The sequence below is a fragment of the Pedococcus ginsenosidimutans genome (assembly GCF_039544395.1).
GTDB lineage: Bacteria > Actinomycetota > Actinomycetes > Actinomycetales > Dermatophilaceae > Pedococcus > Pedococcus ginsenosidimutans.
The window spans coordinates 40,016-66,056 of record NZ_BAABLO010000003.1 but is presented as its reverse complement, the minus strand read 5'-3'; the positions used below and the strand labels follow the sequence as shown (position 1 = coordinate 66,056).

The 26,041-nt window shown below is 72.4% G+C and carries 30 protein-coding genes; 20 read left to right on the top strand and 10 right to left on the bottom strand.

All coding sequences use genetic code 11. The features are described from left to right. Positions 1-185: 185 nt before the first annotated feature. The 3 genes from ABEA42_RS04730 to mshD are packed head-to-tail and all read right to left on the bottom strand — an operon-like array spanning position 186 to position 4,436. Entirely contained in the window at positions 186-1,136 is a 951-nt protein-coding gene (locus ABEA42_RS04730) for an NUDIX hydrolase (protein WP_345501514.1), read from the bottom strand. After that, complete coding sequence (locus tag ABEA42_RS04725; protein ID WP_345501513.1) at positions 1,133-3,412, bottom strand: RNA degradosome polyphosphate kinase; 2,280 nt, start codon at positions 3,410-3,412, stop codon at positions 1,133-1,135. Before ABEA42_RS04725 ends, ABEA42_RS04730 begins: the two co-directional genes overlap by 4 nt. A 4-nt stretch (positions 3,413-3,416) precedes the next feature. Then, positions 3,417-4,436, bottom strand: coding sequence for a mycothiol synthase (gene mshD / locus ABEA42_RS04720; RefSeq protein WP_345501512.1), 1,020 nt, complete (start codon positions 4,434-4,436; stop codon positions 3,417-3,419). Between the two features lie 104 nt (positions 4,437-4,540). Between mshD and ABEA42_RS04715 the strand changes: the two genes are divergently transcribed. Beyond that, a complete protein-coding gene (locus tag ABEA42_RS04715) occupies positions 4,541-6,376 on the top strand; it encodes a bifunctional metallophosphatase/5'-nucleotidase (RefSeq protein ID WP_345501510.1) in 1,836 nt (611 codons plus the stop codon). Positions 6,377-6,483: 107 nt separating this feature from the next. Here the strand turns inward: ABEA42_RS04715 and ABEA42_RS04710 are convergent, their stop codons facing one another. Then, positions 6,484-7,173 carry a winged helix-turn-helix transcriptional regulator gene (locus ABEA42_RS04710; RefSeq protein WP_345501508.1) on the bottom strand — a complete coding sequence of 230 codons (690 nt, stop codon included), beginning with the start codon at positions 7,171-7,173 and terminating at the stop codon, positions 6,484-6,486. Between the two features lie 114 nt (positions 7,174-7,287). Here ABEA42_RS04710 and ABEA42_RS04705 point away from each other — a divergent pair, with 114 nt between their 5' ends. Beyond that, positions 7,288-7,554, top strand: coding sequence for a MoaD/ThiS family protein (locus ABEA42_RS04705; protein ID WP_345501507.1), 267 nt, complete (start codon positions 7,288-7,290; stop codon positions 7,552-7,554). Between the two features lie 16 nt (positions 7,555-7,570). After that, positions 7,571-8,428, top strand: coding sequence for a hypothetical protein (locus ABEA42_RS04700; protein ID WP_345501505.1), 858 nt, complete (start codon positions 7,571-7,573; stop codon positions 8,426-8,428). Positions 8,429-8,487: 59 nt separating this feature from the next. On the opposite strand, the gene ABEA42_RS04695 is transcribed toward ABEA42_RS04700, so the two are convergent. Then, the gene (locus ABEA42_RS04695; protein WP_345501504.1) at positions 8,488-8,877 is read right to left on the bottom strand and encodes a DsrE family protein; all 390 of its coding nucleotides are present in this window, start codon (positions 8,875-8,877) and stop codon (positions 8,488-8,490) included. A gap of 122 nt (positions 8,878-8,999) precedes the next feature. Here ABEA42_RS04695 and ABEA42_RS04690 point away from each other — a divergent pair, with 122 nt between their 5' ends. From ABEA42_RS04690 to ABEA42_RS04645, 10 genes are all read left to right on the top strand, one after another. Then, a complete protein-coding gene (locus ABEA42_RS04690; RefSeq protein ID WP_345501502.1) occupies positions 9,000-9,497 on the top strand; it encodes a heme-binding beta-barrel domain-containing protein in 498 nt (165 codons plus the stop codon). A 48-nt stretch (positions 9,498-9,545) separates the two neighbouring features. Beyond that, on the top strand, positions 9,546-9,965 hold the full coding sequence (locus tag ABEA42_RS04685) for a Fur family transcriptional regulator (RefSeq protein ID WP_345501501.1): 420 nt from the start codon (positions 9,546-9,548) through the stop codon (positions 9,963-9,965). 10 nt (positions 9,966-9,975) lie between these two features. Further along, positions 9,976-11,040 (top strand): CAF17-like 4Fe-4S cluster assembly/insertion protein YgfZ, encoded by a 1,065-nt coding sequence (ygfZ, locus tag ABEA42_RS04680; protein ID WP_345501499.1) that lies wholly within the window; start codon positions 9,976-9,978, stop codon positions 11,038-11,040. A gap of 66 nt (positions 11,041-11,106) precedes the next feature. Continuing rightward, positions 11,107-11,955: a beta-keto acid cleavage family enzyme gene (locus ABEA42_RS04675; protein ID WP_345501498.1), complete on the top strand. Its 849-nt coding sequence runs from the start codon at positions 11,107-11,109 to the stop codon at positions 11,953-11,955. 174 nt (positions 11,956-12,129) lie between these two features. Further along, entirely contained in the window at positions 12,130-12,636 is a 507-nt protein-coding gene (locus ABEA42_RS04670; protein ID WP_345501497.1) for a helix-turn-helix domain-containing protein, read from the top strand. Between the two features lies 1 nt (position 12,637). Further along, positions 12,638-13,348 (top strand): hypothetical protein, encoded by a 711-nt coding sequence (locus ABEA42_RS04665; RefSeq protein WP_345501496.1) that lies wholly within the window; start codon positions 12,638-12,640, stop codon positions 13,346-13,348. A 95-nt stretch (positions 13,349-13,443) separates the two neighbouring features. Beyond that, positions 13,444-14,424, top strand: coding sequence for an asparaginase (locus ABEA42_RS04660; RefSeq protein WP_345501495.1), 981 nt, complete (start codon positions 13,444-13,446; stop codon positions 14,422-14,424). 23 nt (positions 14,425-14,447) lie between these two features. Beyond that, complete coding sequence (gene dtd, locus ABEA42_RS04655; RefSeq protein WP_345501493.1) at positions 14,448-14,873, top strand: D-aminoacyl-tRNA deacylase; 426 nt, start codon at positions 14,448-14,450, stop codon at positions 14,871-14,873. A gap of 17 nt (positions 14,874-14,890) precedes the next feature. Continuing rightward, positions 14,891-15,229 (top strand): DUF2516 family protein, encoded by a 339-nt coding sequence (locus ABEA42_RS04650; protein WP_345501492.1) that lies wholly within the window; start codon positions 14,891-14,893, stop codon positions 15,227-15,229. Between the two features lie 26 nt (positions 15,230-15,255). Beyond that, on the top strand, positions 15,256-15,612 hold the full coding sequence (locus tag ABEA42_RS04645; RefSeq protein WP_345501491.1) for a phosphomannose isomerase type II C-terminal cupin domain: 357 nt from the start codon (positions 15,256-15,258) through the stop codon (positions 15,610-15,612). On the opposite strand, the gene ABEA42_RS04640 is transcribed toward ABEA42_RS04645, so the two are convergent. After that, positions 15,600-16,433: a class I SAM-dependent methyltransferase gene (locus ABEA42_RS04640; RefSeq protein ID WP_345501490.1), complete on the bottom strand. Its 834-nt coding sequence runs from the start codon at positions 16,431-16,433 to the stop codon at positions 15,600-15,602. The two genes, ABEA42_RS04645 and ABEA42_RS04640, sit on opposite strands and share 13 nt — an antisense overlap. A 28-nt stretch (positions 16,434-16,461) precedes the next feature. Here ABEA42_RS04640 and ABEA42_RS04635 point away from each other — a divergent pair, with 28 nt between their 5' ends. From ABEA42_RS04635 to ABEA42_RS04620, 4 genes are all read left to right on the top strand, one after another. After that, a complete protein-coding gene (locus ABEA42_RS04635; protein WP_345501488.1) occupies positions 16,462-17,250 on the top strand; it encodes a hypothetical protein in 789 nt (262 codons plus the stop codon). Positions 17,251-17,315: 65 nt separating this feature from the next. Beyond that, complete coding sequence (mshA, locus tag ABEA42_RS04630) at positions 17,316-18,629, top strand: D-inositol-3-phosphate glycosyltransferase (protein WP_345501487.1); 1,314 nt, start codon at positions 17,316-17,318, stop codon at positions 18,627-18,629. Further along, positions 18,626-19,138, top strand: a complete 513-nt coding sequence (locus ABEA42_RS04625; RefSeq protein ID WP_345501485.1) for a YbjN domain-containing protein — start codon at positions 18,626-18,628, stop codon at positions 19,136-19,138. The genes mshA and ABEA42_RS04625 overlap by 4 nt, the downstream gene beginning before the upstream one ends. A 69-nt stretch (positions 19,139-19,207) precedes the next feature. Next, positions 19,208-19,942: a phosphoglyceromutase gene (locus tag ABEA42_RS04620; RefSeq protein WP_345501484.1), complete on the top strand. Its 735-nt coding sequence runs from the start codon at positions 19,208-19,210 to the stop codon at positions 19,940-19,942. Positions 19,943-19,952: 10 nt separating this feature from the next. Here ABEA42_RS04620 and ABEA42_RS04615 read toward each other — a convergent pair whose 3' ends face one another. From ABEA42_RS04615 to phoU, 3 genes are all read right to left on the bottom strand, one after another. Beyond that, entirely contained in the window at positions 19,953-21,362 is a 1,410-nt protein-coding gene (locus tag ABEA42_RS04615) for a hypothetical protein (protein ID WP_345501483.1), read from the bottom strand. Then, positions 21,359-21,880 (bottom strand): SigE family RNA polymerase sigma factor, encoded by a 522-nt coding sequence (locus ABEA42_RS04610; RefSeq protein WP_345501482.1) that lies wholly within the window; start codon positions 21,878-21,880, stop codon positions 21,359-21,361. Before ABEA42_RS04610 ends, ABEA42_RS04615 begins: the two co-directional genes overlap by 4 nt. A gap of 189 nt (positions 21,881-22,069) precedes the next feature. After that, positions 22,070-22,759: a phosphate signaling complex protein PhoU gene (phoU, locus tag ABEA42_RS04605; RefSeq protein ID WP_345501481.1), complete on the bottom strand. Its 690-nt coding sequence runs from the start codon at positions 22,757-22,759 to the stop codon at positions 22,070-22,072. 154 nt (positions 22,760-22,913) lie between these two features. Between phoU and ABEA42_RS04600 the strand changes: the two genes are divergently transcribed. Both ABEA42_RS04600 and ABEA42_RS04595 read left to right on the top strand, forming a co-directional pair. Continuing rightward, positions 22,914-24,125 (top strand): sensor histidine kinase, encoded by a 1,212-nt coding sequence (locus ABEA42_RS04600; RefSeq protein ID WP_345501480.1) that lies wholly within the window; start codon positions 22,914-22,916, stop codon positions 24,123-24,125. Next, positions 24,122-24,805, top strand: a complete 684-nt coding sequence (locus tag ABEA42_RS04595) for a response regulator transcription factor (RefSeq protein ID WP_345501478.1) — start codon at positions 24,122-24,124, stop codon at positions 24,803-24,805. Before ABEA42_RS04600 ends, ABEA42_RS04595 begins: the two co-directional genes overlap by 4 nt. 22 nt (positions 24,806-24,827) lie before the next feature. Here ABEA42_RS04595 and ABEA42_RS04590 read toward each other — a convergent pair whose 3' ends face one another. Continuing rightward, on the bottom strand, positions 24,828-25,349 hold the full coding sequence (locus tag ABEA42_RS04590) for a hypothetical protein (RefSeq protein ID WP_345501477.1): 522 nt from the start codon (positions 25,347-25,349) through the stop codon (positions 24,828-24,830). 200 nt (positions 25,350-25,549) lie between these two features. On the opposite strand from ABEA42_RS04590, the gene ABEA42_RS04585 reads away from it, so the two are divergent. Further along, positions 25,550-26,032 carry a CarD family transcriptional regulator gene (locus tag ABEA42_RS04585; RefSeq protein WP_056884891.1) on the top strand — a complete coding sequence of 161 codons (483 nt, stop codon included), beginning with the start codon at positions 25,550-25,552 and terminating at the stop codon, positions 26,030-26,032. The last annotated feature ends 9 nt before the right edge of the window (positions 26,033-26,041 follow it).

The window sequence follows — 26,041 nt, the reverse complement described above, 5'->3', positions numbered from 1 at the left end:
GGCGTGGGTGCCCGACGTCAGCGAAGGTAGGCAGGGCGAATGACGCCGCGGCCCGTCGTGGGTGAACGCAGGGTGAACACCAGCCAGACATTGGAGGGCGCCGCACCGACCCGTGGGCGGGTTCCACGTGAACGGGGGGTCAGCAGCCGGTCAGCAACGGCCTGTCGGCTGGACGAACGCCCAGCTCAGGGCAGGTGGCGCTCCACGGCGACGACCCTGGCCTCCTCGGCCTGCCCGACGAGGTGGACCACCAGGGCCTCGCCCTTGCCCATGGCGTCGTCGCGGGCGGCCTCGAGGCTGGCCGTGACCGTGGCGGCGTCGGGCTCGCCCGGGTGCACGAGGTCGAGCAGCGTGGAGAGCAGGTCGGGCAGCACCGGGCCGTGGCTGCACAGGGCCGCCGGGGTGCCCCGCTCCAGCAGCCGGTGCAGGTGGCGCACCGCCCGCTTGGGGTCGACGGCGAACCCCTCCTCGCTGAGCCCGTCCTTGGTGCGCAGCGGCAGGCCGCGCTCCGCGGCGTACGGCGCGAGGGTCCGGGCGCAGCGCACCGACGGCGAGGTGACCAGCCGCTTCACGCCGTAGGCGCCGAAGAGCGAGGAGAGGAGTACGGCGCGGCGCTCGCCGACCCGGTCGAGCGGGCGCAGTGGGTCCTCGCCGGACCACGAGCCACGGCCCACGGCGCGGGCGTGCCGCACCAGGACGAGGGGCCAGGTCGTCAGGGTGCCTGCCTTGTCGGCGCGCACGAGCGCGCGCAGCTGGACGCGGTCGCGCGCGTAGTCGAGGCGGTCGGAGGCGGCGACCACGTCGAGCCAGCGGACCTCGTCGATCTCGTTGTGCAGGGGCCCCGCGGGCTCGGTGGCCTCGGCCGCCCAGTAGTGCACGGTCTTGGTCGCCGGGGCGCCGTCACCGTCGAGGACGACGTACTCCGCGGTGGGGAGGGGACGGCCCAGGCCCACCGTGAGCGACGTCTCCTCGAGCGTCTCCCGCACCGCGGCGACGGGCCAGGGCTCACCGGGGTCGAGCTTGCCCTTGGACCACGACCAGTCGTCGTACTTCGGGCGGTGGACCAGCGCCACCTCGAGCTGGCCTCGCCGTCGGCGCCACGGGACGGTGCCCGCCGCCGGGATCGGGGCGGTCAACGCCGGCGGGCCTTGCGGCGGCGCTTGGCGTGGGCCTCGATCATCGCTGCCTGGAGGTCCGGCAGGGGGGTGCCGTCGGCGTCGAGGGTGACGCGTGTCCAGCGTCCGTCGCCGCCGAGCTCCCAGTGGGCGTACTCGTCGCTCATGCCGCGGGCCAGCAGCGCCTGCAGGTCCTCGACGTGGCGCGGGTCGGCGATCCGCACCAGCGCCTCGACCCTGCGGTCGAGGTTGCGGTGCATCATGTCGGCGCTGCCGATGTAGACCTCGGGTTCGCCGGCGTTGCCGAAGAGGAAGACCCGGGAGTGCTCCAGGAAGCGGCCGAGCACCGAGCGCACCCGGATGTTGTCCGACAGGCCCTCGACGCCGGGTCGCAGGGCGCAGATCCCCCGCACCCAGATGTCGACCTGCACACCTGCCTGCGAGGCGCGGTACAGCGCGTCGATCACCTGCTCGTCGACGATCGAGTTGACCTTGATCTGGACGAGCGCCTCCTCGGCCGCCTCGGCGTGGTCCATCTCGGCCTCGATGCGGTCGACGAGGCCGGAGCGGACCGAGCGCGGGGCCACGAGGAGCCGCTTGAACTTGCTGCGCGGCGCGAACCCCGACAGCTGGTTGAACAGCCGGGCCAGGTCGTCGCCGACCTGGGGGTCGGACGTCAGCAGGCCGAGGTCCTCGTAGATGCGGGCGGTCTTGCCGTTGTAGTTGCCGGTGCCGATGTGGCAGAACCGCCGCAGGGTGCCGTCGTTCTCCTGGCGGACCACCATGCAGAGCTTGGCGTGGGTCTTGAGCCCGACGATGCCGTAGACCACGTGGACCCCCGCGTGCTCCAGCTTGCGGGCCCAGGAGATGTTGTTCTGCTCGTCGAAGCGCGCCTTGATCTCGACGATGGCCAGCACCTGCTTGCCGGCCTCGGCGGCGTCGATGAGGGCGTCGATGATGGGGGAGTCGCCACTGGTGCGGTAGAGGGTCTGCTTGATCGCGAGCACGTTGGGGTCTGCGGCGGCCTGCTCGATGAACGACTGGACCGACGTCGAGAACGAGTCGTACGGGTGGTGCAGGAGGACGTCCTTGTCGCGCACCACCGACAGGATGTCGGCCGCCTTGGAGCTCTCTGCGGGCGAGAGGTCGGGGTGGGACTGCCCCCGGAAGGGCTCGTAGCGCAGGTCGGACCGCTCGAGGTCGGCGATGAGGTTGAGCCCGCGCAGGTCGAGGGGTGCGGGCAGCCGGTAGACCTCGCTCTCGCTCACGCCCAGCTCGCGCACCAGCATGTCGAGCACGTGGTCGTCGATGGTCTCGTCGACCTCGAGCCGCACCGGCGGGCCGAACCGGCGGCGGGTGAGCTCCCGCTCCAGCGCGGTGAGGATGTTCTCGGCGTCGTCCTCCTCGACCTCGAGGTCCTCGTTGCGGGTGACCCGGAAGGTGAAGTGCTCCTGCACCTCCATCCCGGGGAACAGCATGTCGAGGTGGGCCGCGATGACGTCCTCGAGCGGGACGAACCGCGTGGAGAACAGGTCGGAGGTGACGGGGTCGCCGGCCTCGGGCTCGATGTGGAGCAGCCGCGGCAGCAGCGGTGGCACCTTGACGCGGGCGAAGTGCTCCTTGCCCGTCTTGGGGTTGACCAGCACGACGGCGAGGTTGAGCGACAGGCCGGAGATGTAGGGGAACGGGTGGGCCGGGTCGACCGCCAGCGGGGTGAGCACGGGGAAGACGCGGTCGGCGAAGAGCTGGCTCTGCAGCTCACGCTCGGAGTCGCTGAGCTCGTCCCAGCGGACCACGGAGATGCCCTCGTCCTCCAGGGCGGGCTGCACCCTGTCCTTGTAGACCTCGCTCTGCATGGCCTGCAGCTCGTGGGCGACGAGCGAGATCTGCTCCAGGACCTCCCGGGGCTCCAGCCCCGAGGCGGACCGCACGGCCAGACCAGTGGCGATGCGGCGCTTGAGGCCGGCCACCCGCACCATGAAGAACTCGTCGAGGTTGGACGTGAAGATGGCGAGGAACCTGGCGCGCTCGAGCAGCGGGACGGAGTCGTCCGCCGCGAGCTGTAGCACCCGCTCGTTGAACTGCAGCCACGAGATCTCGCGGTCGAGGAAGCGGTCGCCGGGGAGCCCGCTGCCGTCGGGCTGGCTCGGGGCGTGCACGACGCGCATGAACCGGCCGTTGGAGGCCCTCGGCTGGGCGCTCGCGATCGACACCTCCTGGCCGGGGGCGTCCCCGGGCGCCGCGTCGACGCCGTCGAGGGCCTCGGCCTCCTCGGCCGTGCGGCTGGTCACGCTCATGCGCTCATCCTGACAGTGGTTCGTGAACTGCGTGCGAATACATGACGTCCACCATGATGCTGCGGAACCCGAGCGCCGTGTAGGTGTGTATCGCGGCGCGGTTGTCGCCGTCGACGTACAGCTCCACCTCGCCGAGCCCGAGGGAGGCGAGGTGCGCCAGCCCCAGGGCGGTCAGGGGGCGACCGAGCCCCCGCCCCTGGTACCGCGGGTGCACCCCGACGACGTACACCTCCCCGGCGGTGTGGCTCGCTTCGCGACCCTCACCGCCGTGGGCCCGCCCGGCCGTGTGGCTCGCTTCGCGACCCTCGTCGCCGTGGGCCCGCCCGCTCCCCGGGGTGTCCTCCTCGTCGACCTTGGTCCAGTGGAACGCCGCCACCTCGTCGGGCGACCCGTCCGCCGTGACGATGACGAAGCCGGCCGGGTCGAACCACGGCTGGGCCATCCGGTCGCGGAGGTCGTCCAGGGTCATCCGGCCTTGCTCGGGGTGGTGGGCGAAGGCGGCGGCGTTCGTGGCCAGCCAGGGCTCCTCGTCGCGGCCGGGCTCGAACGTCCTGGCGCTGAAGCCCTCGGGCAGGACGACTGCGACGGGGTCGAGGTCGGCCGCGGTGAGGGGCCGGGCCATCTTGTGCAGCTCGCGGACGGGCTCCAGCCCGGTGCGTGCGGCCAGGGCCGCCGCCGCCGGCAGCCGGCCGTGGGACCACAGGCGCGCCCCGGGCGCCTCGCCCAGCACCGCCTCGACCAGTGCGGTGCCCAGCCCCTGCCGCCGGGACCCGGGGTCGACGACGAGCTCACCGGAGGCGTCGGGGGCCTCGGGGTCGTCGAGCTGCGCGTACCCGGCGAGCCGCCCTTCGGCGCCTGCGAGCAGGTGCCGGACGCGCCCGGGGCCGGCGGCCAGGTTGAGCTGGGTCTGCTCGGACAGCGGGCTGACCCCGTCCTCGGCGGCCGCTCGTCGCTGCAGGTCACGGACCTGCTGGCGCTCGGTGACGGTCAGGGTGTCGGTGCGGCGGATCTGCGGTGAAGGCACGGAAAGCATTGCACCACGCATCTTCCCTTGACGGGTTCGCGCCGTTAGCGTGCACCGGGTCCGGTTACCGCCGGTTCCACCTCTTTCCGCACAAGGACGCATTCATGACCTCACCCCGCACCAAGCGGCTGTCCGGCCTGGTCGCCGTCGCTGCGCTGGCCGCCTCCGGAGCAGCCTTCGTCGGTGGCAGCTCGCAGGCCGCCGCGAACGGCCCGACCATGGACATCCAGCTGCTGTCCTTCAACGACTTCCACGGCAACCTGCAGGCGCCGTCGGGTTCCAGCGGTCGGGTCGTCACGGACCACAAGCTGGTCACCGACCCGAAGACGGGCGTGGTCTCGGCCGCCGACGTCACCACCGACGCGGGTGGCTCCGAGTACCTCGCCACCCACCTGGCCGACGCCCGCAAGGGCCACCCCTACTCGCTGACCGTGGCCGCCGGCGACCTCATCGGTGCGTCCCCGTTCCTGTCGGCCGCGTTCCACGACGAGCCGACCATCGAGGCCATGAACGCCCTGCACCTCGACGCGAGCGCCGTGGGCAACCACGAGTTCGACGAGGGCTACAAGGAGCTCCAGCGGATGGCGAACGGCGGCTGCCTCGACGACGGCGCCGGCGCGAACAACCAGGACTCCTGCCCCGGCGGCAAGACGTTCACCGGCGCCAACTTCGACTACCTCGCCGCGAACGTCGTCTACTCCGGCACCGACAAGACGATCCTGCCGCCCTACACGATCAAGAACATCAAGGGCGCCAAGATCGGGTTCATCGGTATGACGCTCAAGGACACCCCGTCCATCGTCACCGCCGCCGGTGTGGCCGGGCTCCAGTTCAAGGACGAGGTCGCCACCGCGAACGCGCTCGTCCCGGTCCTCAAGAGCCAGGGCGTCAACGCGATCGTCGTGCTCATCCACCAGGGCGGCACCCCGAACCAGCAGGTCTGGTACGGCCCGGACAACAAGCCCTACACGGTCAACCCGACCTACGACTACACCTGCGCCAAGGGTGGCAGCCTCGCCGCCGACAGCCCGATCCTGCCGATCGCCAAGGGCCTCGACCCGGCCATCGACATGATCGTCTCGGGTCACACTCACCAGCCGTACGTGTGCAACGTCCCGGACCCGAAGGGCCAGCAGCGCATGGTCACCTCGGCCTCGTCGTTCGGCCGTCTCTTCACCGACACGGACCTGACCTACGACCGTCGCACCCAGGACATCGTCCGCACCTCGGTCAAGAGCGCCAACATGGTCGTCTCGCGTGACGTCCCGAAGGACCCGGCACAGACCAAGATCATCACCGACTACTCGGCCCTGGCCCGTCCGATCGCCAGCCGCGTGCTCGGCCGCATCGCCACCGACGTCACCCGCGCGGGCAACCCCGGTGGGGAGTCCCAGCTCGGTGACCTCATCGCGGACGCGCAGCTCGCCGACCCGTCGGTCGTCACCGGTGGCAGGAAGCCGGAGATCGCGTTCATGAACCCCGGCGGCATCCGCGCCGACCTCACCTACGCCTACAGCCCCTACGGCGAGGCGCCCGGCGACGTGACCTTCGAGGAGGCGTTCACGGTCCAGCCGTTCAACAACTACCTCGTGTCGCTCGACCTCACCGGCGCGCAGGTGAAGCAGCTGCTCACCGAGCAGTGGAGCGGTTCGAACGCCGGCACCGGCAAGAAGATCCTCCAGGTCAACAAGGCCTTCAGCTACACCTACTCGGGCACCACGCTCGGCGCGGTCACCCTGAACGGCCAGCCGCTCGTCGACACCCAGACCTACCGCATCGTGACGAACAACTTCCTCCAGGGCGGTGGGGACAACTTCCCGACCATGGCCAAGGGGACCAACGTCTACTACGGCGGCCTGGACATCGACGCGTTCGCCAACTACCTCGAGGCGAGCTCGCCGTACACCCCCGGCCCGCTGACGCGCATCAACGTCGGCTGACCCGAGCAGCACAGCCGAATGGCGCCCCTCCAGCCGGAGGGGCGCCATTCGCGTGCTGGGAGGATGGGGAGCAGGCCGGAGCCGGCGACGAGACCGGTGGGCAGGGCTCAGGCGTCGGCGGGGACGTCCTCGGCCGGGACGAAGCGGTAGCCGACGTTGCGCACGGTCCCGATGAGCACCTCGTGCTCGGAGCCGAGCTTGGCGCGCAGGCGGCGGACGTGGACGTCCACGGTGCGGGTGCCCCCGTAGTAGTCGTAGCCCCAGACCTCCTGCAGGAGCTGGGCCCGGCTGAACACCCGGCCCGGGTGCTGCGCGAGGTACTTGAGGAGCTCGAACTCCTTGTACGTCAGGTCGAGCAGCCGCCCCCGGACGCGGGCCGAGTAGGTCGCCTCGTCGATGGTGACGTCGCCGGAGGTGATCTGGACCTCGTCGGGCTCCTGCAGGTCCTGGAGCCGGCCGGCTGCGAGCCTGAGCCGGGCCTCGACCTCAGCCGGACCGGCGGACTCGAGCAGCACCTCGTCGACCCCCCACTCCGCGGTGATGCCGGCGAGGCCGCCCTCGGTCAGGATCGCGATGAGCGGCACCGACATGCCTGTCGCGCGCAGCACGCGGCACAGCGAGCGGGACACGGCGAGGTCCCGCCGGGCGTCCAGGAGCACGGCGTCCGCGGGCGGCGCATCGACCAGGGCGCTCGGCTCGGCGGGGATGATCCGCACGTGGTGCGACAGCAGGCCCAGCGCCGGCAGCACCTCGGCGCTGGGCGCCAGGGCGTTGGTCAGCAGCAGCAGACGGGCCATGCCAGAGAAGGATACGGTGCCGGGGGTGCCGCCGACGCGGCGCACACATGCTGAGACCCCCGTCTCAGAACGAGTCCAGGGTGCCCGTCGGGGACGGGTCGAGGAGGGAGCGCAGTGGGTACGCCGCCTGACCGCACCGCGAGCGTGGTGACCGTCCGCTACTGGGCGGCCGCGCGCGCCGCAGCCGGCGTGGAGCAGGACGAGGTCACCGACGTCGCCACCGTGGGCGCGGCCCTCGCCGCCGTGGCTGCGCGGCGTCCCGACCTGGAGCCCGTGGCCGCCGTCAGCACGCTCCTGCTCGACGGCAGGGCCGTCGACCGTGGCGCAGCGGTCGCGCACGGGTCCGTCCTCGAGGTCCTGCCGCCCTTCGCCGGTGGGTGATGCGAGGATGCGGGCTGTGTCCGACGTACCCGAGCAGCAGCAGGCCCCGGAGGCCGCGGCGCCGCTGACCCGTCGGGAGCGTCGCGCGAGCAGCCGGCGCGGCCCCCAGGTGCTGCCGGGGCGGGCCCTCCTGGCACGCCCGCTCACCATGGTCACGACGATGGCGTTCGCCGCGCTCGTCGGCCTCACCTCCTACGCCAGCCCGGGCTTCGTCGCCGTGTCCGTCGCGCTCGCGGGCCTCGTCCTCGCATGGGGCTGGCCCCAGCTCCTCAGCCTTCCGAGCCCCCGCGGCACCAGCACCGTCCTCGCCGTCGGCACCGTCCTCATGACCGCGGCGGTGCTGCTCACGGACGAGGCCCCCTACCTGCAGTGGATGCCCGCGGCCATGGCCGTGTCCGTGATCGCGGCGTTCCTGCACCAGCTGATGCGCCGTGACGGGCGGCCCCGCCTCGCGGAGTCGGTCTCGGCCAGCGTCACGGGCCTCGCCGTGATCTCGGCCGGGATCGCCCTGGCCCCGATCCCGGAGGTGCTCCACGGCGACCACGCCCTGGCCGCCGCGATGGCCGGCCTGGGCGTCGGTGTGCTGGCCGACCCGCTCATCAAGGTGCCGCTCCTGCGCCAGTGGGCCCTGTTCATCTCGATGGTGCTGGGAGGTCTCGCGGGCATGGTCGTCTCGGTGGTCGCGGACCACCCCCGGCTGTGGCCCGCGGCCCTGCTCGGGCTCCTGGCCGCCGCGGTCTCCCACGCCGCGCGGCGCGTCATGGCCGTGCTCCCCGCGACCGCCATGGCCCGGGCCCAGCTCGCCGTGGGGGCGTCGTCGTCGCTGCTGGTCGGCGTCGTCGCCTACGTCGTGGTGCGCTACTTCGTCGCCTGAGCCAGTTGGTGGGGTGCGGCCGCCGCTCTGTTCGGTACTGAGCCGGGGCGCGCCCCGGCTCAGTAGACGAGGGCCTGGGTCCCCGCCGCCATGACCTCCTCGACGAACGCTGCCGCGCCGCGGACCACCGCACCGGGTACGAGGTCCGCCTCCGTGAGGTCGCGCCGCGCCGCGCACTGCCCGCAGACGGTGACCGTGCCCGCGGCCAGCACGGCGTCGACCAGGTCCTTCGCTACGGCGGCGTGCGGCAGGTCGAGCTCCTGCGCCCGACCGGGCACGGCCATCCACGTGGCATCGCCGGTGAGCCAGAGGCTGACGTCGACGCCGCTGGCCGCAGCAGTGGCCGCGACGGTGAGGGCCTGGTTGAGCCGCTCGGGTGACTCGGTGCCGGACGTGGCCTTCACCACGAGGCGCGTGCTCGGGGCGGTCGGAGCTGTGGGGGCCGTCATGGGGCACAGGCTACGATCTGGCTCGTGCACATCTTCTACATCGGGCTGCTCGTGGCGTCCGCCGTCGTCATCACCTGGTTCGCCGGGTTCGTCGTCTACCGCCTGGTCAAGACGCCCCGCTGATGGTGTTCCACCTCGATACCGACCTGCCTCGTGAGCTCGCGCCGCTGGCCTGGATGATCGGCCGCTGGGAGGGCGCCGGCGTGGTCGGTTACCCCACCATCGAGTCGGCGAACTTCGGCCAGGAGATCGAGGTCAGCCACGACGGCCGGCCGTTCCTCACCTGGCGCAGCCAGACCTGGCTGCTCAACGAGGCCGGCGAGCAGGTGCGCCCGCTGGCCACCGAGCTCGGCTTCTGGCGCCCCGTGGAGGGCGGCGAGGTCGAGCTGCTGCTCTCCCACCCGACGGGCATCGTCGAGCTCTACTTCGGCAAGGCCGAGCCGGCCAAGATCGAGCTGCGGACCGACGGTGTGCTGCGCAGCCCGCACGCCAAGGAGTACAACGCCGCGACGCGCCTCTACGGCCTCGTCAACTCCAACCTCCTGTGGGCCATGGACATGGCCGCCGCGGGGCAGAAGCTGCAGAGCCACGTCTCCGCGGAGCTCAAGCGCGTCGGCTGAGCCGCCCGCGCCCGCCGGGGGTGCCGGTCGCTCCGTACAGTGGACACCGTGGACGACGTCGGTGAGCGGCTGCGGGCCCAGGGGCGGCGGATGACGCCCCAGCGGCAGCGTGTCCTGGAGGCCGTGGCGACCCTCGGGCACGCGACCCCCGAGGACGTCGTCGAGAAGGTGGGCGCCGACGGTGGACCCGCCCTGGCGCCCTCGACCGTCTACCGCGCCCTCGAGGCCCTGGAGTCCCTCGACGTCGTCGGCCACACGCACCTCGACCACCGCGCCCCGAGCTACCACCTGGCCGACCACGCCGACCACATCCACCTCGTGTGCCGCTCCTGCGGACGCGTCGAGCAGTGCGACCGCACCCTCGCGGACGGGTTCGCCGGGAATGTTCTGCAGTCCCGGGGCTTTGTTGCTGACGTGACCCACATGGCCGTCCACGGGCTGTGCGCCACCTGCGCGAACCGAACATGACAGGCACCCCATGACCGAGCTCCGGACCACCCCCACCGCCGACCCCGACGTGACCCCCGCCGTCCCGAGGTCCGTCCTGCTGTCGCGCCCCGGCGCGGTCGAGGGAGACGGCCCCGACGCCGGCGTCGCGGCACACTACGGCGACCCGCTGCGCGAGCAGCGGCTCCTCGGTGAGGGCCTCGGCGTCGTCGACCTCTCCCACCGTGGGGTCGTCACGGTCACCGGGCCGGACCGGCTCTCGTGGCTGCACTCGATCACCACCCAGCACCTCTCCGGGCTCGCCGCGCGCGAGTCCCGTGAGGTCCTGGTCCTCACGCCCAAGGGCCACGTGGAGCACGACCTGCACCTGGTCGACGACGGGGAGACCACCTGGCTCACCACGGAGCCGGGCCAGGCGCCGGCGCTCGCCGCGTGGCTGGACTCGATGCGCTTCATGCTGCGCGTGGAGGTCGCGGACGTCACCGCCGACTGGGCCGTGCTCGGTGAGCCCACGGGCGCCGAGTCGGTCCCCGGCGAACCGCTCGCGTGGCGTGACCCGTGGCCGGGCCTCGTCGGTGACACGGCGGCATACGGCCCGGTCGAGGGGCACCCCGCGCAGGGCCGTGCGTGGCGCGAGGTCCTCGTGCCCGTCGCCGACCTCGATGACGCCGTGGGCGACCGCGACCTCGCCGGCACCTGGGCGGCTGAGGCCCTGCGGGTGGCTGCCTGGCGTCCACGGTTCGGGTTCGAGACCGACCACCGCACCATCCCCCACGAGGTCGACTGGCTGCGGACGGCCGTCCACCTGCACAAGGGGTGCTACCGCGGCCAGGAGACGATCGCCCGGGTGCACAACCTCGGCCGGCCGCCGCGCCGCCTGGTGTTCCTGCACCTCGACGGCTCGGGCCACACGCTGCCCGACCGCGGTGCCCCCGTGCTGCTCGACGACCGCCAGGTCGGCCACCTCACCTCGGTGGCCCGCCACCACGAGGACGGGCCGATCGGGCTCGCCCTGGTCAAGCGCAACACCCCGGTCGACGCGACCCTGCTCGTCGACGGCGTGGCCGGCGCGCAGACGGAGGTCGTCGCGCCCTGACCGGGCCTGACCGGGCCTGACCGGTCCTGGGTGATCGCGGTCGTGCGGGCTGCCATGATGTCCGCCATGGCCACGACCCCCGGCACCCTGATCACCGTCGCGCCGACCGGCGCCGAGCTGTCCAAGGGCGACTTCCCGCAGCTGCCGACGACCCTCGAGGAGCTCGTCGAGACCGCTGTCGCCTGCGAGGCGGCCGGGGCGTCGATGATCCACCTGCACATCCGCGACGCCGAGCACCGTCCCACGCTCGACCACGGCCACCTCAAGGCCGCCGTCGACGCGCTGCGCGAGCAGACCTCGCTCGTGGTGCAGCTCTCGACCGGCGGCAGCGTCCACGACCCGCTCGAGCAGCGGCTGACGGTCCTGGATGCCGAGCCGGACTCCTGCTCGCTCACCTGCGGCACGACCAACTTCGGCGACGACGTCTTCCTCAACCCCTACGGGTTCATGTCCGACCTCTACGTGCAGGCCCAGGAACGGGAGGTGGTGCCGGAGTTCGAGCTGTTCGACCTCGGCCACGTGGCCGCCCTCGCCCGCCTCATCGACGCCCACGGCCTGCCGTTCGGCGGCAAGGTGCACGTCGACTTCGTGACCGGCGTCCCTGGCGGCATGCCCGGCACCCCCGCTGCCCTCGTCGCCGGGGTCTCGATGCTTCCCGCCGAGGTCACCTCCTGGTCGGCGACCGGTATCGGGCGCACGCACCTGCCGATCGCCGCGGCCGCGCTCGCGGCTGGTGGCCACCTGCGGGTGGGCATGGAGGACAACGTGGTGTTCGCGCGGGGTGTGCCCGTCCAGCACAACCGCGAGCTCGTGGAGCGGGCCGCCCGTCTCGCCGAGCTCATGCAGCGTCCCGCGATGTCGACCGGCGACGCCCGCGCGCTGCTGGGGGTCAAGGACCGCCGCCCCGCCGCCTGACCCGCCCATCCTCCCCGACTTATTGCCCGTACGCCGCGCCTCGAGCCCGTTCCCGGCCCGATTTCGGTGCCGGGCGGGCAATAAGTCGGGGAAGTGGGGTGATGGATGGGGTGTGGTCACCGTCACGCTGTCTCCAGTTTGCATTCTGCTAACTGGAGCAAGCACACTGGAGGCATGAGCCGGATACCGCTGGGACCGCTGGGAGGTGAGAGCCTCGGTGACTACCTGCGCGAGCAGCGCCAGAACGCCAGGCTCTCGCTGCGCCAGCTGTCCGAGCTGGCCGGGGTCTCCAACCCCTACCTGTCACAGATCGAGCGGGGCCTGAAGAAGCCCAGCGCCGAGATCCTCCAGCAGCTCGCCAAGGGCCTCGAGGTCTCCGCGGAGTCGCTCTACGTGCGGGCAGGGATCCTCGACGAGCGCCAGGGCCACCAGGCCGAGGCGCCCGACACCCGGGCCGCCATCGGCGCCGACCCGCGACTCAACGCCCGCCAGAAGTCCGCCCTGCTGGACATCTACGACTCGTTCGTCGGTGGCGACGCCGCCCCGAGGAGCACCCGCGTCCGCACCGGCACGCGCAAGGCCGCGACGTCGGGTGGCAGCCGCAAGGCCGCGACCCCCGGCACGCGCAAGGCCGCCCCCCGTGCACCCAAGAGCTCCACCACCCGCACCGAAGGAGAATGACATGGCACTCGTTGCCGACATCCGCAAGAACGTCATCGACACGACCCCGGTGTTCGCCGCCGTGGGCCTGACCGACCTGGCCGTCGAGAAGGTGCGCGAAGCCCGCACCCGCGCCACCGCCCGCACCTCGGCCCTGCGCGCCGAGCTGGCTGCCGACCTCGACCCGGCCGTCATCCAGACCCGCGCGCAGTCCCGCGTGCTCGGCGTCGCCGAGCAGGCGCAGGAGCTGCCGGCCCTCGCCCTCAACCGCAGCCTCGAGCTGGCCGGCAAGGCGCAGGAGTCCTACGAGACCGTCGCCGCCCGCGGCGAGAAGCTCGTCAAGCGCGTCCGCACCCAGAAGGCCACCCAGGACCTCATCGCCCAGGCGGAGACCACGGTCGCCCTCGGCAAGGGTGCCGTCACCACGGTGCGCAAGTCCGCCACCGAGATCCAGCGCTCGGCCAAGGCCACGCTGACCACCGGTCGCAAGGAGGCCGCCACGGTCGCCGACACCGTCGCGGGTTCGGTCGCGGCCGAGACCGCCGAGGTCGCCACCGCGGCCAAGGCGTCCGCCAAGCGCACCCGTACGGCTGCCAAGCGCACCTCGACGACCACGAAGAAGTCCGCCACCGCCACGAAGTCCGCCACCAAGCGCGCGACGACCGGCGCGAAGAAGACCGCGTCCACCGCCAAGAAGGCCACCGCGACCACCGCGGCGAAGGTCGGCGACTGACCACCGTCCTGCCCCTGGGCAGAGCCGCGACGGCCCCCACCCCGACCCGGGGTGGGGGCCGTCCGCCGTCCGCGGGTCGTGGCTAGGCTCGTCGGGTGAGCACGCCGACCACCGCCACCCCGCCCGCCCTCGACGACGCCCCCGTCCTCGCGCACTACGTGCGTGGCGGGTTCGTGGAGTCGGCCCACCGCGCGTCGGTGGTCGCCACCGCCCCCGACGGGGAGCACCTGCTCGCCCTCGGCGCCGTCGACGACCCGGTGTTCCCACGGTCGTCCAACAAGCCGGTGCAGACGCTGGCGATGGTCCGCGCAGGGCTGCGGATGCCGGCACACCACCTGGCCATCGCGTCGGCGAGCCACTCCGGCGAGGACTTCCACCTCACCGCGGTGCGCGAGATGCTCGCATCCGTCGGGCTCACCGAGGGCGCCCTCCAGAACACCCCCGACTACCCGGTCAACGACGACGCGCGGGAGGCCGTGCTGCGCAGCGGCGGTGGCAAGCTGCCGATCACGCAGAACTGCTCGGGCAAGCACGCCGCGATGCTGGCGACCTGCGTCGTGAACGGGTGGGACACCGCGACGTACCGCGACCCGTCCCACCCCCTGCAGCAGGCCATCGCCGAGACGCTGGCCGAGCTGACCGGTGACGAGATCACCTCGACCGCGGTCGACGGCTGCGGGGCGCCCGTGATGGCCGTGACCCTCGCGGGCCTGGCCCGCGCCTTCGGGCGGATGGCCTCCGCGCCGGCCGGCACCCACGAGGCCGAGGTGGCCGACGCCATCCGTGCCAACCCCGCCTACCTCGGCGGTACCGGGCGCGACGTCACCGCCCTCATCGAGCACACGCCGGGCCTCATCGCCAAGGACGGCGCCGAGTCCGTGTACGCCGTGGGGCTGGCCGACGGGCGCGGCGTCGCCCTCAAGGTCGCCGACGGCTACCCGCGGGCCAAGCCGGTCATCCTCGCGGCCGCCCTGCGCCGCCTCGGCGTGGAGTCCCCGGCCCTCGCCCAGCTCGAGCACTCGCCGGTGCTCGGCCACGGCGAGCCGGTCGGCGCCATCGTCGCCGTCAACATCTGAGCGCCCGGGGGAGCTGACCTGCCGTGCGCGCAGTCCTGCAGCGGGTGAGCAGTGCCTCGGTGACCGTCGACGGGGTCGTCGTCGGCGCGATCGACCGCCCGGGGCTGCTGGCGCTCGTCGGCGTCACCCACGACGACGGGCCCGCGCAGGCCGAGACGTTGGCGCGCAAGATCAGCGAGCTGCGGATCCTGCGCGAGGAGCGTTCCGTCGTCGACGTGGGGGCTCCGGTGCTCGTGGTGAGCCAGTTCACCCTCTACGCCGACACCCGCAAGGGGCGCCGCCCGTCCTGGGGCAACGCCGCGCCCGGGCCGGTCGCCGAACCCCTGGTCGACGCGGTCGTCGAGGCCCTGCGGTCACGCGGGGTCGAGGTCGAGACCGGCCGGTTCGGCGCCATGATGGACGTCGCCCTGGTCAACGACGGGCCGGTGACCCTGGTCGTCGACGTCTGACGTCTAGGCTGTCCTCCATGTTCGGGACACTCGGAAGCCTGCAGGCCGTCGTGACGGCGCTGCTCAGCCTCGTGGCGTTCGTGGCCGAGGTCTTCGCCCTGGTCGACGCGCTGCGCTACAAGCCGGAGGTCTACGCCGCGGCAGGCAAGCGCACGAAGCAGTTCTGGACGATCATCCTGGCCGTTGCCGTCCTGCTCGGGTTCGTGTCGCTGGGGGCCTCGGGTCGGATCTTCTCGATCGGCCTCATCGCCTTCGTCGGCGCCGCGATCTACCTGGCCGACGTGCGTCCCGCGCTGCGGCAGATGGTGGGACGCGGGGGCGGGGGCCAGCACATGGGACCGTACGGACCGTGGTGACCGCGGTGGCAGACAAGGGGATGGGCATGCGCGACCCGCGCGCGGAGGTCTTCGTCCAGGAACGGCCCTGGGGTCAGTTCGAGCAGTTCGTCTCCAACGAGCGGGTGACGGTCAAGATCATCACCGTCGAGCCCGGCCACCGGCTCTCGCTGCAGACGCACGAGCACCGCGGTGAGTTCTGGCAGGTCCTCGACGGCCCGATGGAGGTCACCGTGGGTGACCGCACGTGGAGCGCCCAGCCGGGCGAGAAGGTGTGGGCACCCCAGGGTGCGGTCCACCGCATGGCCAACAAGGGGGACGCGCCCGCCCGCATGCTCGAGGTGGCGTTCGGCGACTTCGACGAGGCCGACATCGTGCGCCTCGACGACGACTACGCGCGCTGACCCCCGGCGGGCCGGACGGCGTCCCAGGCGACGGTGACCTCGCCGAGCCGCCAGCGGCTCGGGCCGTCGAGCACCGGCCACCCCTCGTCCCGCAGGGCCGACACGGTCGCGATGAACCGTTGCCGCCGGCCGAAGCTGGCGTGGTGGGCCGCGTGCGACCACGACCGGTCCAGGGCGGCGAGCCAGCCGTGCACGGCCTCGCCCGGCACGTTGCGGTGGATGAGGGCCTTCGGCAGCCGCTCGGCGACGTCGGAGGGTGACTCCAGCCCGCGCAGCCGCCACGACAGGGTCAGCGACAGCGGCCCGTCGCGGTCGACCGCCACCCAGGTGCTGCGCCGTCCGAGCTCGTCGCAGGTGCCGTCGACGAGGAGCCCGTCCGGGGTGAGACGGTCCCGGACGGTGGCCCACGCCGGGGCGACCTGCGCCTCGTCGTACTGGCGCAGCACGTTGAACGCGCGCACGACCGTGGCCCGTCGACCGCCGGTCAGCGGCACCTCGAACCCGCCCAGCGCGAACGACAGGCCGTCCCGCGCCAGGGCCTGCCCCAGGGCCACGCGCTCCGGGTCGATCTCGATCCCGACGACCTCGACGTCGGAGCGCACCCGGCGCAGCCGGTCGTGCAGCTCGACCGCGGTGACCGGCGACGCGCCGTACCCGAGGTCGACGACCACGGGCGGCGGGCCGGGCTGACGCAGGCGCCAGGCCTGCGGTCCGGCGAGCCAGCGGTCGACGCGCCGCAGCCGGTTGGGGTTGGTGGTCCCCCGGGTGACCGTCCCGACCGGTCGCTGTCGCACCACGCAGGGAAGCGTACGGGCAGGCATCCGCAGGGCGCGCCCCTAGGGTGAGGGCGTGGCCAGGCGCGAGATCGACATCAGCCGCAGCATGGTCGCGCTCGTGGCCTCGCTCGCGGCCCTCGCGCTGCTCGGCCTGTCGACGCACCTCCCCGGGTGGCTGGGGCGCGACGAGGGGTTCGACGACATCTCGCCGGGCCTGCTCACCGTGGCCGCCGACGCCAAGGGCGTGGCCACCCTCGGTGGCGGCGTCTCGGTCTCGTTGTACCCCGACGGGCTGCGGATCCTGCGCGGCGAGGACCTGCTCACGCAGACGGTGATCGGCGGCTCCATGCTGTCCGCCCTCGACGGGCGTGCCACGGGCCGGGGCGACGACACCGAGGAGAAGGTGACCCGGGTCCTCAGCAACGTCACCATCGACGAGCTCACGTTCCTGCCCGGGCGGGCCACCTACTTCGGTCACGTGTCCGACGGTGAGGTGACGTTGCCGCTGGTGATGCGGGTGGAGCTCGCCGGTTCGGTGATCCGGCTCGGCGTCGACGTCAACGGTGCCGACGCGGTCGTGTGGCACCTCGACCACCGCCCGCTGACGACAGGCATCCGCCCGGCCCTGCCGTCGGTCAACCTGCGGAAGAAGGCGGCGTGGCTGGCGCCGAGCTCGGTCGAGGGTCAGGCCGCCTTCTCCACCAACCTCGGCACCGACATCGGTGTCGGGCCGGGACGGGTGGCGCGCGGGGTCGACGTCCGTGGCGAGGGGCGCATCGACGTCCACGTCTGGTCCAACGCGGCGTTCCTCACGGTGTCGTCGTTCGCCCGGCCGCAGCCGGCACCGTCGCCCTCCGGCTGACGCCGGCCGTCCGGCCGGGTGCCCCTCGCCTGCCGACCCGGCAGCCGGGTGGCAGACTTCGAGACATGCCCAGCAGCGACCGCATCGACCGCGTCGCCATGCTCAGCGTGCACACCTCCCCTCTGGAGCAGCCGGGCACCGGTGACGCGGGCGGGCTCAACGTCTACGTCGTCGAGGTCGCCCACCAGCTCGCCGCGCGGGGCGTCGAGGTGGAGATCTTCACCCGCACCACCACTGCAGACCTGCCGCCGACTGTCGAGCTCGAACCAGGCGTGCTCGTCCGGCACGTGACCGCCGGGCCCTACGAGGGCCTCGGCAAGAACGACCTGCCGGGCCAGCTCTGCGCCTTCGCCGCAGGGGTGATGCGCACCGGCGCCCACGCCCCGGAGGACCACTACGGCCTCGTCCACTCCCACTACTGGCTGTCGGGCCAGGTGGGGTGGCTCGCGGCCGACCGGTGGCAGGTGCCGCTGGTCCACACGATGCACACCATGGCGCGCGTGAAGAACCTGCACCTCGCCGGCGGTGACGACCCCGAGCCGTCGGGGCGGGAGATCGGCGAGGTCCAGGTGGTCGAGGCGGCGGACCGCCTCATCGCCAACACCTCGGGCGAGCGGGCCGAGCTCATCGAGCTGTACTCCGCCGAGCCCGAGAAGGTGGTCGTGGTGCCCCCCGGTGTCGACCTGACTCTGTTCTCGCCCGGTGACCAGCGCCGGGCGCGCGCGGAGGTCGGCCTGCCCGTCGACGCCAAGGTTCTCTTGTTCGTGGGGCGCATCCAGCCGCTCAAGGCGCCCGAGGTGCTCGTCGAGGCCGCAGCCGAGCTGCTGGCCCGGCACCCGCAGTGGCGTGGGGAGCTGGTCGTCGCGGTGCTCGGCGGCCCGAGCGGTTCGGGTCTGGCGCACCCCCGGTCGCTGCAGGAGCTCTCGACCTCGCTGGGGATCGAGGGCCAGGTCAGGTTCGTGCCGCCGGTGCCGCGGACCGAGCTCGCGCAGTGGTACCGCGCCGCCGACCTCGTCGCGGTGCCCTCCCACTCCGAGTCCTTCGGGCTCGTGGCGGTCGAGGCGCAGGCCTGCGGCACGCCGGTGGTGGCCGCACGGGTGGGTGGCCTGCCGTCCGCGGTCGGTGAGGCGGGGGTGCTCGTGGACGGTCACGACACACCGGTGTGGGCCGACGCCCTGGAGGAGCTGCTGCTGGACCCGCAGCGCCGAGATGCCTTGTCGCGCAAGGCGGTCGAGCACGCGGCGCTGTTCGGGTGGGACCGCACGGCGGAGCGCCTGTACGAGGTCTACGTCGAGGCGAAGAGGGCTCGTGCCCGTTCCCAGGAGCCGCCCCAGCCCCAGGCTGCGCTCGAGGGTGTCCCGGCGGCGGTGGTCCCGTGACCCGGCTGGATGGTGTGGTCGAGGAGTTCCTCCACGAGGCCGGGCTGGAGTGGGAGCCCGGGGCCAGACGGGGCGAGTACGTCGTGACGCTGCCCGGGGAGAAGAAGCTCAAGACGGTGGTCTCGCTCGTCGTCGGTGCCGACGCGCTGTCGGTGTCGGCCTTCGTCATCCGCAACCCGGACGAGAACCACGAGGAGTTCTACCGCTACCTGCTGCGCAAGAACCTCCGCCTGCCCGGCCTCGCCTACGCGGTGGACGGGTCCGGTGACGTCTACGTGACCGGCAGGCTCCCCGCGGCCGGGGTGGACGCCGCCTACCTCGACCAGCTCGTCGGGGCGCTGCTCGACGCAGCCGACTCGCACTTCAACGAGCTCCTCGCGATCGGCTTCATCACCAGCATGCGCAAGGAGTGGGACTGGCGGGTCTCGCGCGGTGAGTCACTGCGCAACCTCGAGGCCTTCCGGCACCTGCTCGCGCGGCCCGGCGACCCGGCCCCCTCGCCCGCCTGAGGCGGGATCCCCACCCCGGCGCCGGACGGGCCCTGCGCACGGCTGCCACCGGTCACTAGGCTGGCTCCCATGGCATACACGCTCATCCTCCTGCGCCACGGCCACTCCGAGTGGAACGCCAAGAACCTCTTCACGGGCTGGGTCGACGTCGACCTCAACGACCAGGGGAGGCAGGAGGCCGTCGACGGCGGAAAGCTGTTGAAGGACAAGGGAGTGCTGCCGACCGTCGTGCACACCTCGGTGCTGCGCCGCGCGATCACCACCGCCAACCTCGCGCTCGACGCCGCCGACCGCCACTGGATCCCGGTGCGCCGCGACTGGCGGCTCAACGAGCGGCACTACGGAGCCCTCCAGGGCCTCGACAAGGCGGCCACCCGCGAGAAGTACGGCGACGAGCAGTTCATGCTGTGGCGCCGCTCGTTCGACACCCCGCCGCCGCCGATCGAGGTCGGCTCGGAGTTCGACCAGACCGGCGACCCGCGCTACGCCGGCGTCGACGTGCCCCGCACCGAGTGCCTCAAGGACGTCATCGCCCGGATGATGCCCTACTGGGAGGGCGCCATCCAGGACGACCTGCGGGCCGGTGAGACGGTGCTGGTCACGGCCCACGGCAACAGCCTGCGCGCCCTGGTCAAGCACCTCGACCAGATCAGCGACGAGGACATCGCCGGCCTCAACATCCCGACCGGCCAGCCGCTGGTCTACACCCTCGGTGACGACTTCATGCCCACCCGGCCGGGGGAGTACCTCGACCCCGTGGCCGCCGCCGAGGCGGCGGCGGCCGTGGCCAACCAGGGCCGCTAGGTCCCCGACGTCAGGGCCTGGTGCCCTCGGTCCAGACGTCCTCGCTCGGCAGGTCGACCGGCCAGCGCCCGAGCAGGCTCCCGTCGGCGGCGTAGGCCTCGACCTCGTACGGCGTGGACTGGTCCGACCACGACGGCGTGGTCGCGAGGGCCGTCCCGTTGCGCAGCGTGAGCATCTCGGTGGGCGGGTAGATGGTCGGGGAGGTCGGCGACACCAGGCGCACCTTCGCCGCACCCGGTGCGAATACCTCGTACGACATCGTCGAGGTCTCCGGTCCGGAGCTCCGGACCACGAACGGGTGGCTCTCGGCGGTGGCGGCATCGATGGGGACCCCCGTCGCCAGCTCGATCGTCGAGGCGGCACTCCCGTCCTTGGCCGTGACGACGACGAGCGCGCTGCGCAGCACCTGCCCACCAGGGAGCGTCGAGTCGGTGACCATCAGCCGCGTGACGGCGCCGGGGACATCCGTGTCGCCGACCCACAGCCGGTGGGCGGTCGCCGGGTCGATGACCCCGAAGTAGCGCGTGGTCGTCGTGACGTCCTGGGGACGCAGGCCCAGGTTGATCGCGACCCCGGCGCCCATCCCAGCCTCGGCCTTCACCCGGAAGTCCTCGCCCTTGCAGTTCAGGCAGACCGAGCCCTGGTCGACCTGGGGCGCCTCGGTGGCCGGCGCCATCAGCGAGACCCGTCCCGCGGCGGCATCGCCCACGCGGACCCGCGTCAGGGTGGCGGGTGAGCCCTCCAGGGGGCCGACGTACATGCCGTCGGTGAGGTCGACCGGGCGGAAGGCGTCACGGGTCACCGAGCCGTCGGTCCCGATCTGCACGGACGCCGAGACAGCCGCCTCGGTGACACCCGGTCGCGCCAGCACGACGAGGGTCGAGTTGGTGTCGGCGTGCTCGCGGATGGTCACGGCGTCCCCGAGCCCACCGCCGTCGGACGACACCAGCGCGAGGGTGTCGGCGGAACCCCCGCGGGGGCCGGAGTACATCGTCAGCTTCCCGTCGGTGTCGGCCTCGGGGTCCCAGCCGACGACGACCCGCGAGGTCGGCAGGTCCGCGGCGTACAGCACGTGCTGGGTGCCGAACCGGTCGGCGACCGCCTGGACGAGAGCCGTGTCCTTCGCGAGGGAGCCGCGCAGGGGCCAGGTGGACAGCGACTTCCACCGGGGGTCGCTCGGTCCCGGCACGACCTGGGTGTGCTTGGCCGGGGTGGTGCGGTGGTCGTCGCCGCGGACCAGCGACGGCACCAGCACGGCGACGGCAGCCAGCGCCGCCACGGTGCCGACGGCGGCGGCCCGGCGGCGACGGCGGTGGGTGACCACGGCGCCGGCCACGCGCTCGTAGGGGTCGAAGGCGGGTCCGTCGACGTCGTCGGCGCGGGCGGACAGCGCCTCGCGAAGCTGGGTCTCGATGCTCACGACAGGCTCCTCTCGGGGGTGCCCTGGGTCTGCTGGAGGACGGTGCGGAGGCGGTCGAGACCGCGGGACGCCTGGCTCTTCACGGAGCCGGTCGACATGCCGAGCGCCTCGGCCGTGTCGGCCTCGGAGAGGTCGTCGAAGTAGCGCAGCACCACCACCGCCCGCATCCGCGGGGGGAGGGCGAGGACCGCGCGGGCGACCTCGTCACGGGTGTCGTACGCGGCGTACGCGTCACCGTGCGCCCGGTCGGCGTGGGCGGGGACCTCGCCGAGGGTCTCGGCGACCCGCCGGCGGCGCCACCACGAGGCGGACTCGTTGGCGAGGGCGGCCCGGGTGTAGGCGTAGGGCGAGCCCGAGTGGCTCACGTGCTGCCAGCGCCGGTGCACCCTGACCAGGACCGTCTGCACGAGGTCCTCGGCCCGTCCCTGGTCACCGGTGAGCAGGAACGCCGTGCGCACCAGTGAGTGCCACCGCGCCTGCACGAACTGGCGGAACTCCTCCTCGCCGTCCGCATCCACTGGGGTCCCCCTCGCGCCGGCCGACCTGGTGTCGGCACCTGACTCCTAGACGCGGGTCAGCATCCCCCAGGTTGAGAGGTTTCGGACTCTTTTTGCGGGACGACCCCGCAAAACGCCGGTTGCCCGGCAAGAGTCGGGTTCAGGACCCACCTCTTGCCGGGCAACCGGCGTTTCGCAGGGGTGCCGGGGTCACGGGCGGGTGGTGGGCTGGTCTTCCTGCTCCTCGTGGTCCTCGGCGACGTCCCACTCGCCGGTGACGAGGTAGACGACCCGGTGGGCCACCGAGACGGCGTGGTCGGCGAACCGCTCGTAGTAGCGCCCGACCAGCGTCATGTCGACCGCCGCCTCGGTGCCGTGCTTCCACGACCCGTCGATGAGGTGGCTGAACAGCGTGCGGTGCAGCTCGTCCATCGCGTCGTCGTCGCGCTCGAGGGTCTTGGCCTCCTCGACGTCCTTGGCCGCGATGACCTGACCACACTTGGCGACGATGCGCTGGGCGACCTGGCCCATCTGCAGGATCGTCGCGTGGACGTCGGCCGGGACGGCCGAGTCGGGGTAGCGCAGGCGGGCGACCTTGGCGACGTGGCGGGCGAGGTCGCCCATGCGCTCGAGGTCGGCGCTCATCCTCATCGACGTCACGACCATGCGCAGGTCGGTGGCGACCGGCTGCTGGCGGGCGAGGAGGTCGACCGAGAGCGCGTCGAGGTCCTCGCGCATGCGGTCGAGCTCCTTGTCGGCCTCGATGACCGACTCGGCGATCTGGATGTCGGCGTCGAGGAGGGCGGTGGTGGCCCGGGACATCGCGGAGCCCGCAAGGCGGGTCATCTCGACCAGCTGGTCGGAGATCGTGTCGAGGTCCTCGTGGAATGCGTCGCGCATTACTTCCCTAGCGTGAGTGCGGCGGTGCGTGCGAGCCGAGGCTCCCACGGGGCAGTGAACGGTCGGGTGACCTCAGGTGAACATCTGGGGGACGTGCGCTCGAGGGCCCGTCTTCCTGCGCTGGGCGGTATGGCGCGCACCGTACATTGGGATCGTGGATGCGACCACTGCTGCCGTGCTGGCCGGGTTCGCCGGCCTGCTGACCGGTGCGCTCGCGGTCGTCGCGGTGCGCTACTCCGAGCGCCAGCAGCGCAGCGTGCCGCCGCGGCCGGCGCCCGCGCCCATCCCCGCCGGTGTCGGTGACGTGCTCGCCGTACTCCGCTCGAGCGCCATCGTCGTCGACTCCGCCGACGCGGTGATCAAGACCTCGCCCGCTGCCGTCGCCTACGGGCTCGTGCGCGGGAGCGAGCTCGTCCACGGCGAGCTGCGGCACCTCGCGCGGCAGGTGCGGCGCGACGGGGTGATCCGCGAGGCGCAGCTCGAGCTGCCGCGGGGCCCGCTGGGCCAGGGACGCTCGATCATGCAGGCCCGGGTCGCCCCGCTGGGCGCCAACCACATCCTGCTGCTGGTCGAGGACCACACCCAGGCCCGCCGGGTCGAGGAGGTCCGCCGCGACTTCGTGGCCAACGTCAGCCACGAGCTCAAGACGCCCGTGGGAGGCCTCGGCCTGCTTGCCGAGGCGATCCTCGACGCCAGGGACGACCCCGAGGCGGTCGAGCGGTTCGCCAGCCGCATGCAGGTCGAGAGCCACCGGCTGGCCCGGCTGGTCAAGGAGATCGTCGACCTGTCGCGCCTGCAGGTCGCCGACACCCTGCACGAACCGCGACTGGTCGACGTGACCGCCGCGGTGCACGAGGCCATCGACTACTCGCGGGTCGGCGCCGACGCCAAGCAGATCGAGATCGCGGAGGCGTGCGCGCCCGACCTCAAGGTCTTCGGTGACGAGGACCTCCTCGTCACGGCGGTCCGCAACCTCGTGGGCAACGCCGTCGCCTACTCCGAACCCGGCACCCGGGTCGCCGTGGGTGGCCGGCTCAACGGCGAGATGGTCGAGGTCACGGTCACCGACCAGGGCCAGGGCATCCCCGAGGCCGAGCAGCACCGCATCTTCGAGCGCTTCTACCGTGTGGACGCGGCCCGGTCGCGCGCGACCGGTGGCACCGGTCTCGGCCTCGCCATCGTCAAGCACATCTGCGCCAACCACGGCGGTGACGTCACGGTCTGGAGCGAGGAGGGCCGGGGCTCGACCTTCACCATCCGGCTCCCCGCCGCCGCGGACCGCTCCGGCGGCGCAAACCCCGACCACCCGCAGCCGGTCGCCGCCTCCGCGGCACCGGACCAGCACCAAGGAGAACCCCGCGCATGACCCGCATCCTGGTCGTCGAGGACGAGGTCTCGTTCTCGGACCCGCTGTCCTACCTCCTGCGCAAGGAGGGGTACGAGGTGGCCGTCGCCGAGACGGGGCCCGACGCCCTCGAGGACTTCGATCGCGCCGGCGCCGATCTGGTCCTGCTCGACCTCATGCTGCCCGGGCTGTCCGGCACCGAGGTGTGCCGGGCGTTGCGCCAGCGGTCCAACGTCCCGGTCATCATGCTCACGGCCAAGGACAGCGAGATCGACAAGGTCGTGGGCCTCGAGATCGGCGCCGACGACTACGTCACCAAGCCGTACTCCTCGCGCGAGCTCCTCGCCCGCATCAAGGCGGTGCTCCGGCGCCTGTCCGAGCCCGAGGACCTCATGCCCGCCACGATCGAGGCCGGCCCGGTGCGCATGGACGTCGAGCGCCACATCGTCACCGTCGGCGGCAGCACCACGCAGCTGCCGCTCAAGGAGTTCGAGCTGCTCGAGATGCTCCTGCGCAACACCGGCAGGGTGCTCACGCGGATGCAGCTCATCGACCGGGTTTGGGGCAGCGACTACGTGGGTGACACCAAGACGCTTGACGTCCACGTGAAGCGGCTGCGCGCCAAGATCGAGCCGGACCCGGCAGAGCCCCGGTACATCGTCACCGTGCGTGGGCTCGGCTACAAGTTCGAGTCGGACTGAGCCGACCCGCCGTCGGGCCGCGTCAGGGCTTGGCGGTCGTGGAGGGGACGGCCGTCGGGGCCAGCGTCGCGTAGTAGCCGGAGGCCGGCAGCACGGGCACCACGACCACGGCTGCGGGGGCGGCGGGCGACTGCACCGTCAGGGTGATGACGTCACCCGGGTTGACCGGCACCGACGGCAGCTGGACCTGCGAGGTGTCGGAGAGCCGCTCCTCGGAGTAGGCCTTGGTCTCGGCGTAGACGGGCTGGCCCTGGGGCAGGGCGAACGCCAGGCGCTGGGCGTCGCCGCTGGTGTTGCTGACGGACGCGGACAGGACGCCCGGCTTGTCCTTGCCGTCGCTGATGACCACGAGGTCGCGCAGCTGCACCGGGCCGAGGTCGACCGCCACGCCGTCGGCGGGCTGGTAGGTGCTGTCGGTCTGCACCGGCGACTGCGTCTGGCACGCCGACAGGGCGAGCGCGGCGCCCACGGCGGCCACGGGGAGGAGTCGACGCAGGGACGTGGGGCGGCCTGCGGAGCGGGCGGCCAGAGGGGTTCGGCGCATCACGGGGGACAGCCTACCGGGCCACCGCTTGGGAGCGCGCACCCGTGCGCGTTGCACGCGGGCAGCGGTTCTGTCAAGACCGAATTGGTTGCCGGACAAGGCATTTGCACGCCCCTGACCAGCACAAACGCAGTTTCACCGGCTTTCCCGGTACCGGCGTGTCGTGATATTCTGGAGGTCGCGAAAGGGGAAAACAGCACATGGTTTTCAAGGTCGGCGAGACGGTCGTGTACCCCCACCACGGGGCTGCACTGATCGAAGAAATCAACACCCGCACGATCAAGGGCGAGGAGAAGATCTACCTCAAGCTCAAGGTGGCCCAGGGCGACCTGACGATCGAGGTCCCTGCGGAGAACTGCGAGGACATCGGCGTCCGGGACGTCGTCGGACAGGAGGGCCTCGACAAGGTCTTCGCCGTCCTGCGCGCCCCCCACACCGAGGAGCCGACCAACTGGTCGCGCCGCTACAAGGCCAACCTCGAGAAGCTCGCCTCCGGCGACGTCATCAAGGTGGCCGAGGTCGTCCGCGACCTGTGGCGCCGAGACAAGGACCGTGGCCTGTCCGCCGGTGAGAAGCGCATGCTCGCCAAGGCCCGCCAGATCCTCGTCTCCGAGCTGGCCCTGGCCGAGAAGACGAACGAGGACAAGGCCGAGGCCATCCTCGACGAGGTCCTCGCCTCCTGAGCGCCGCAG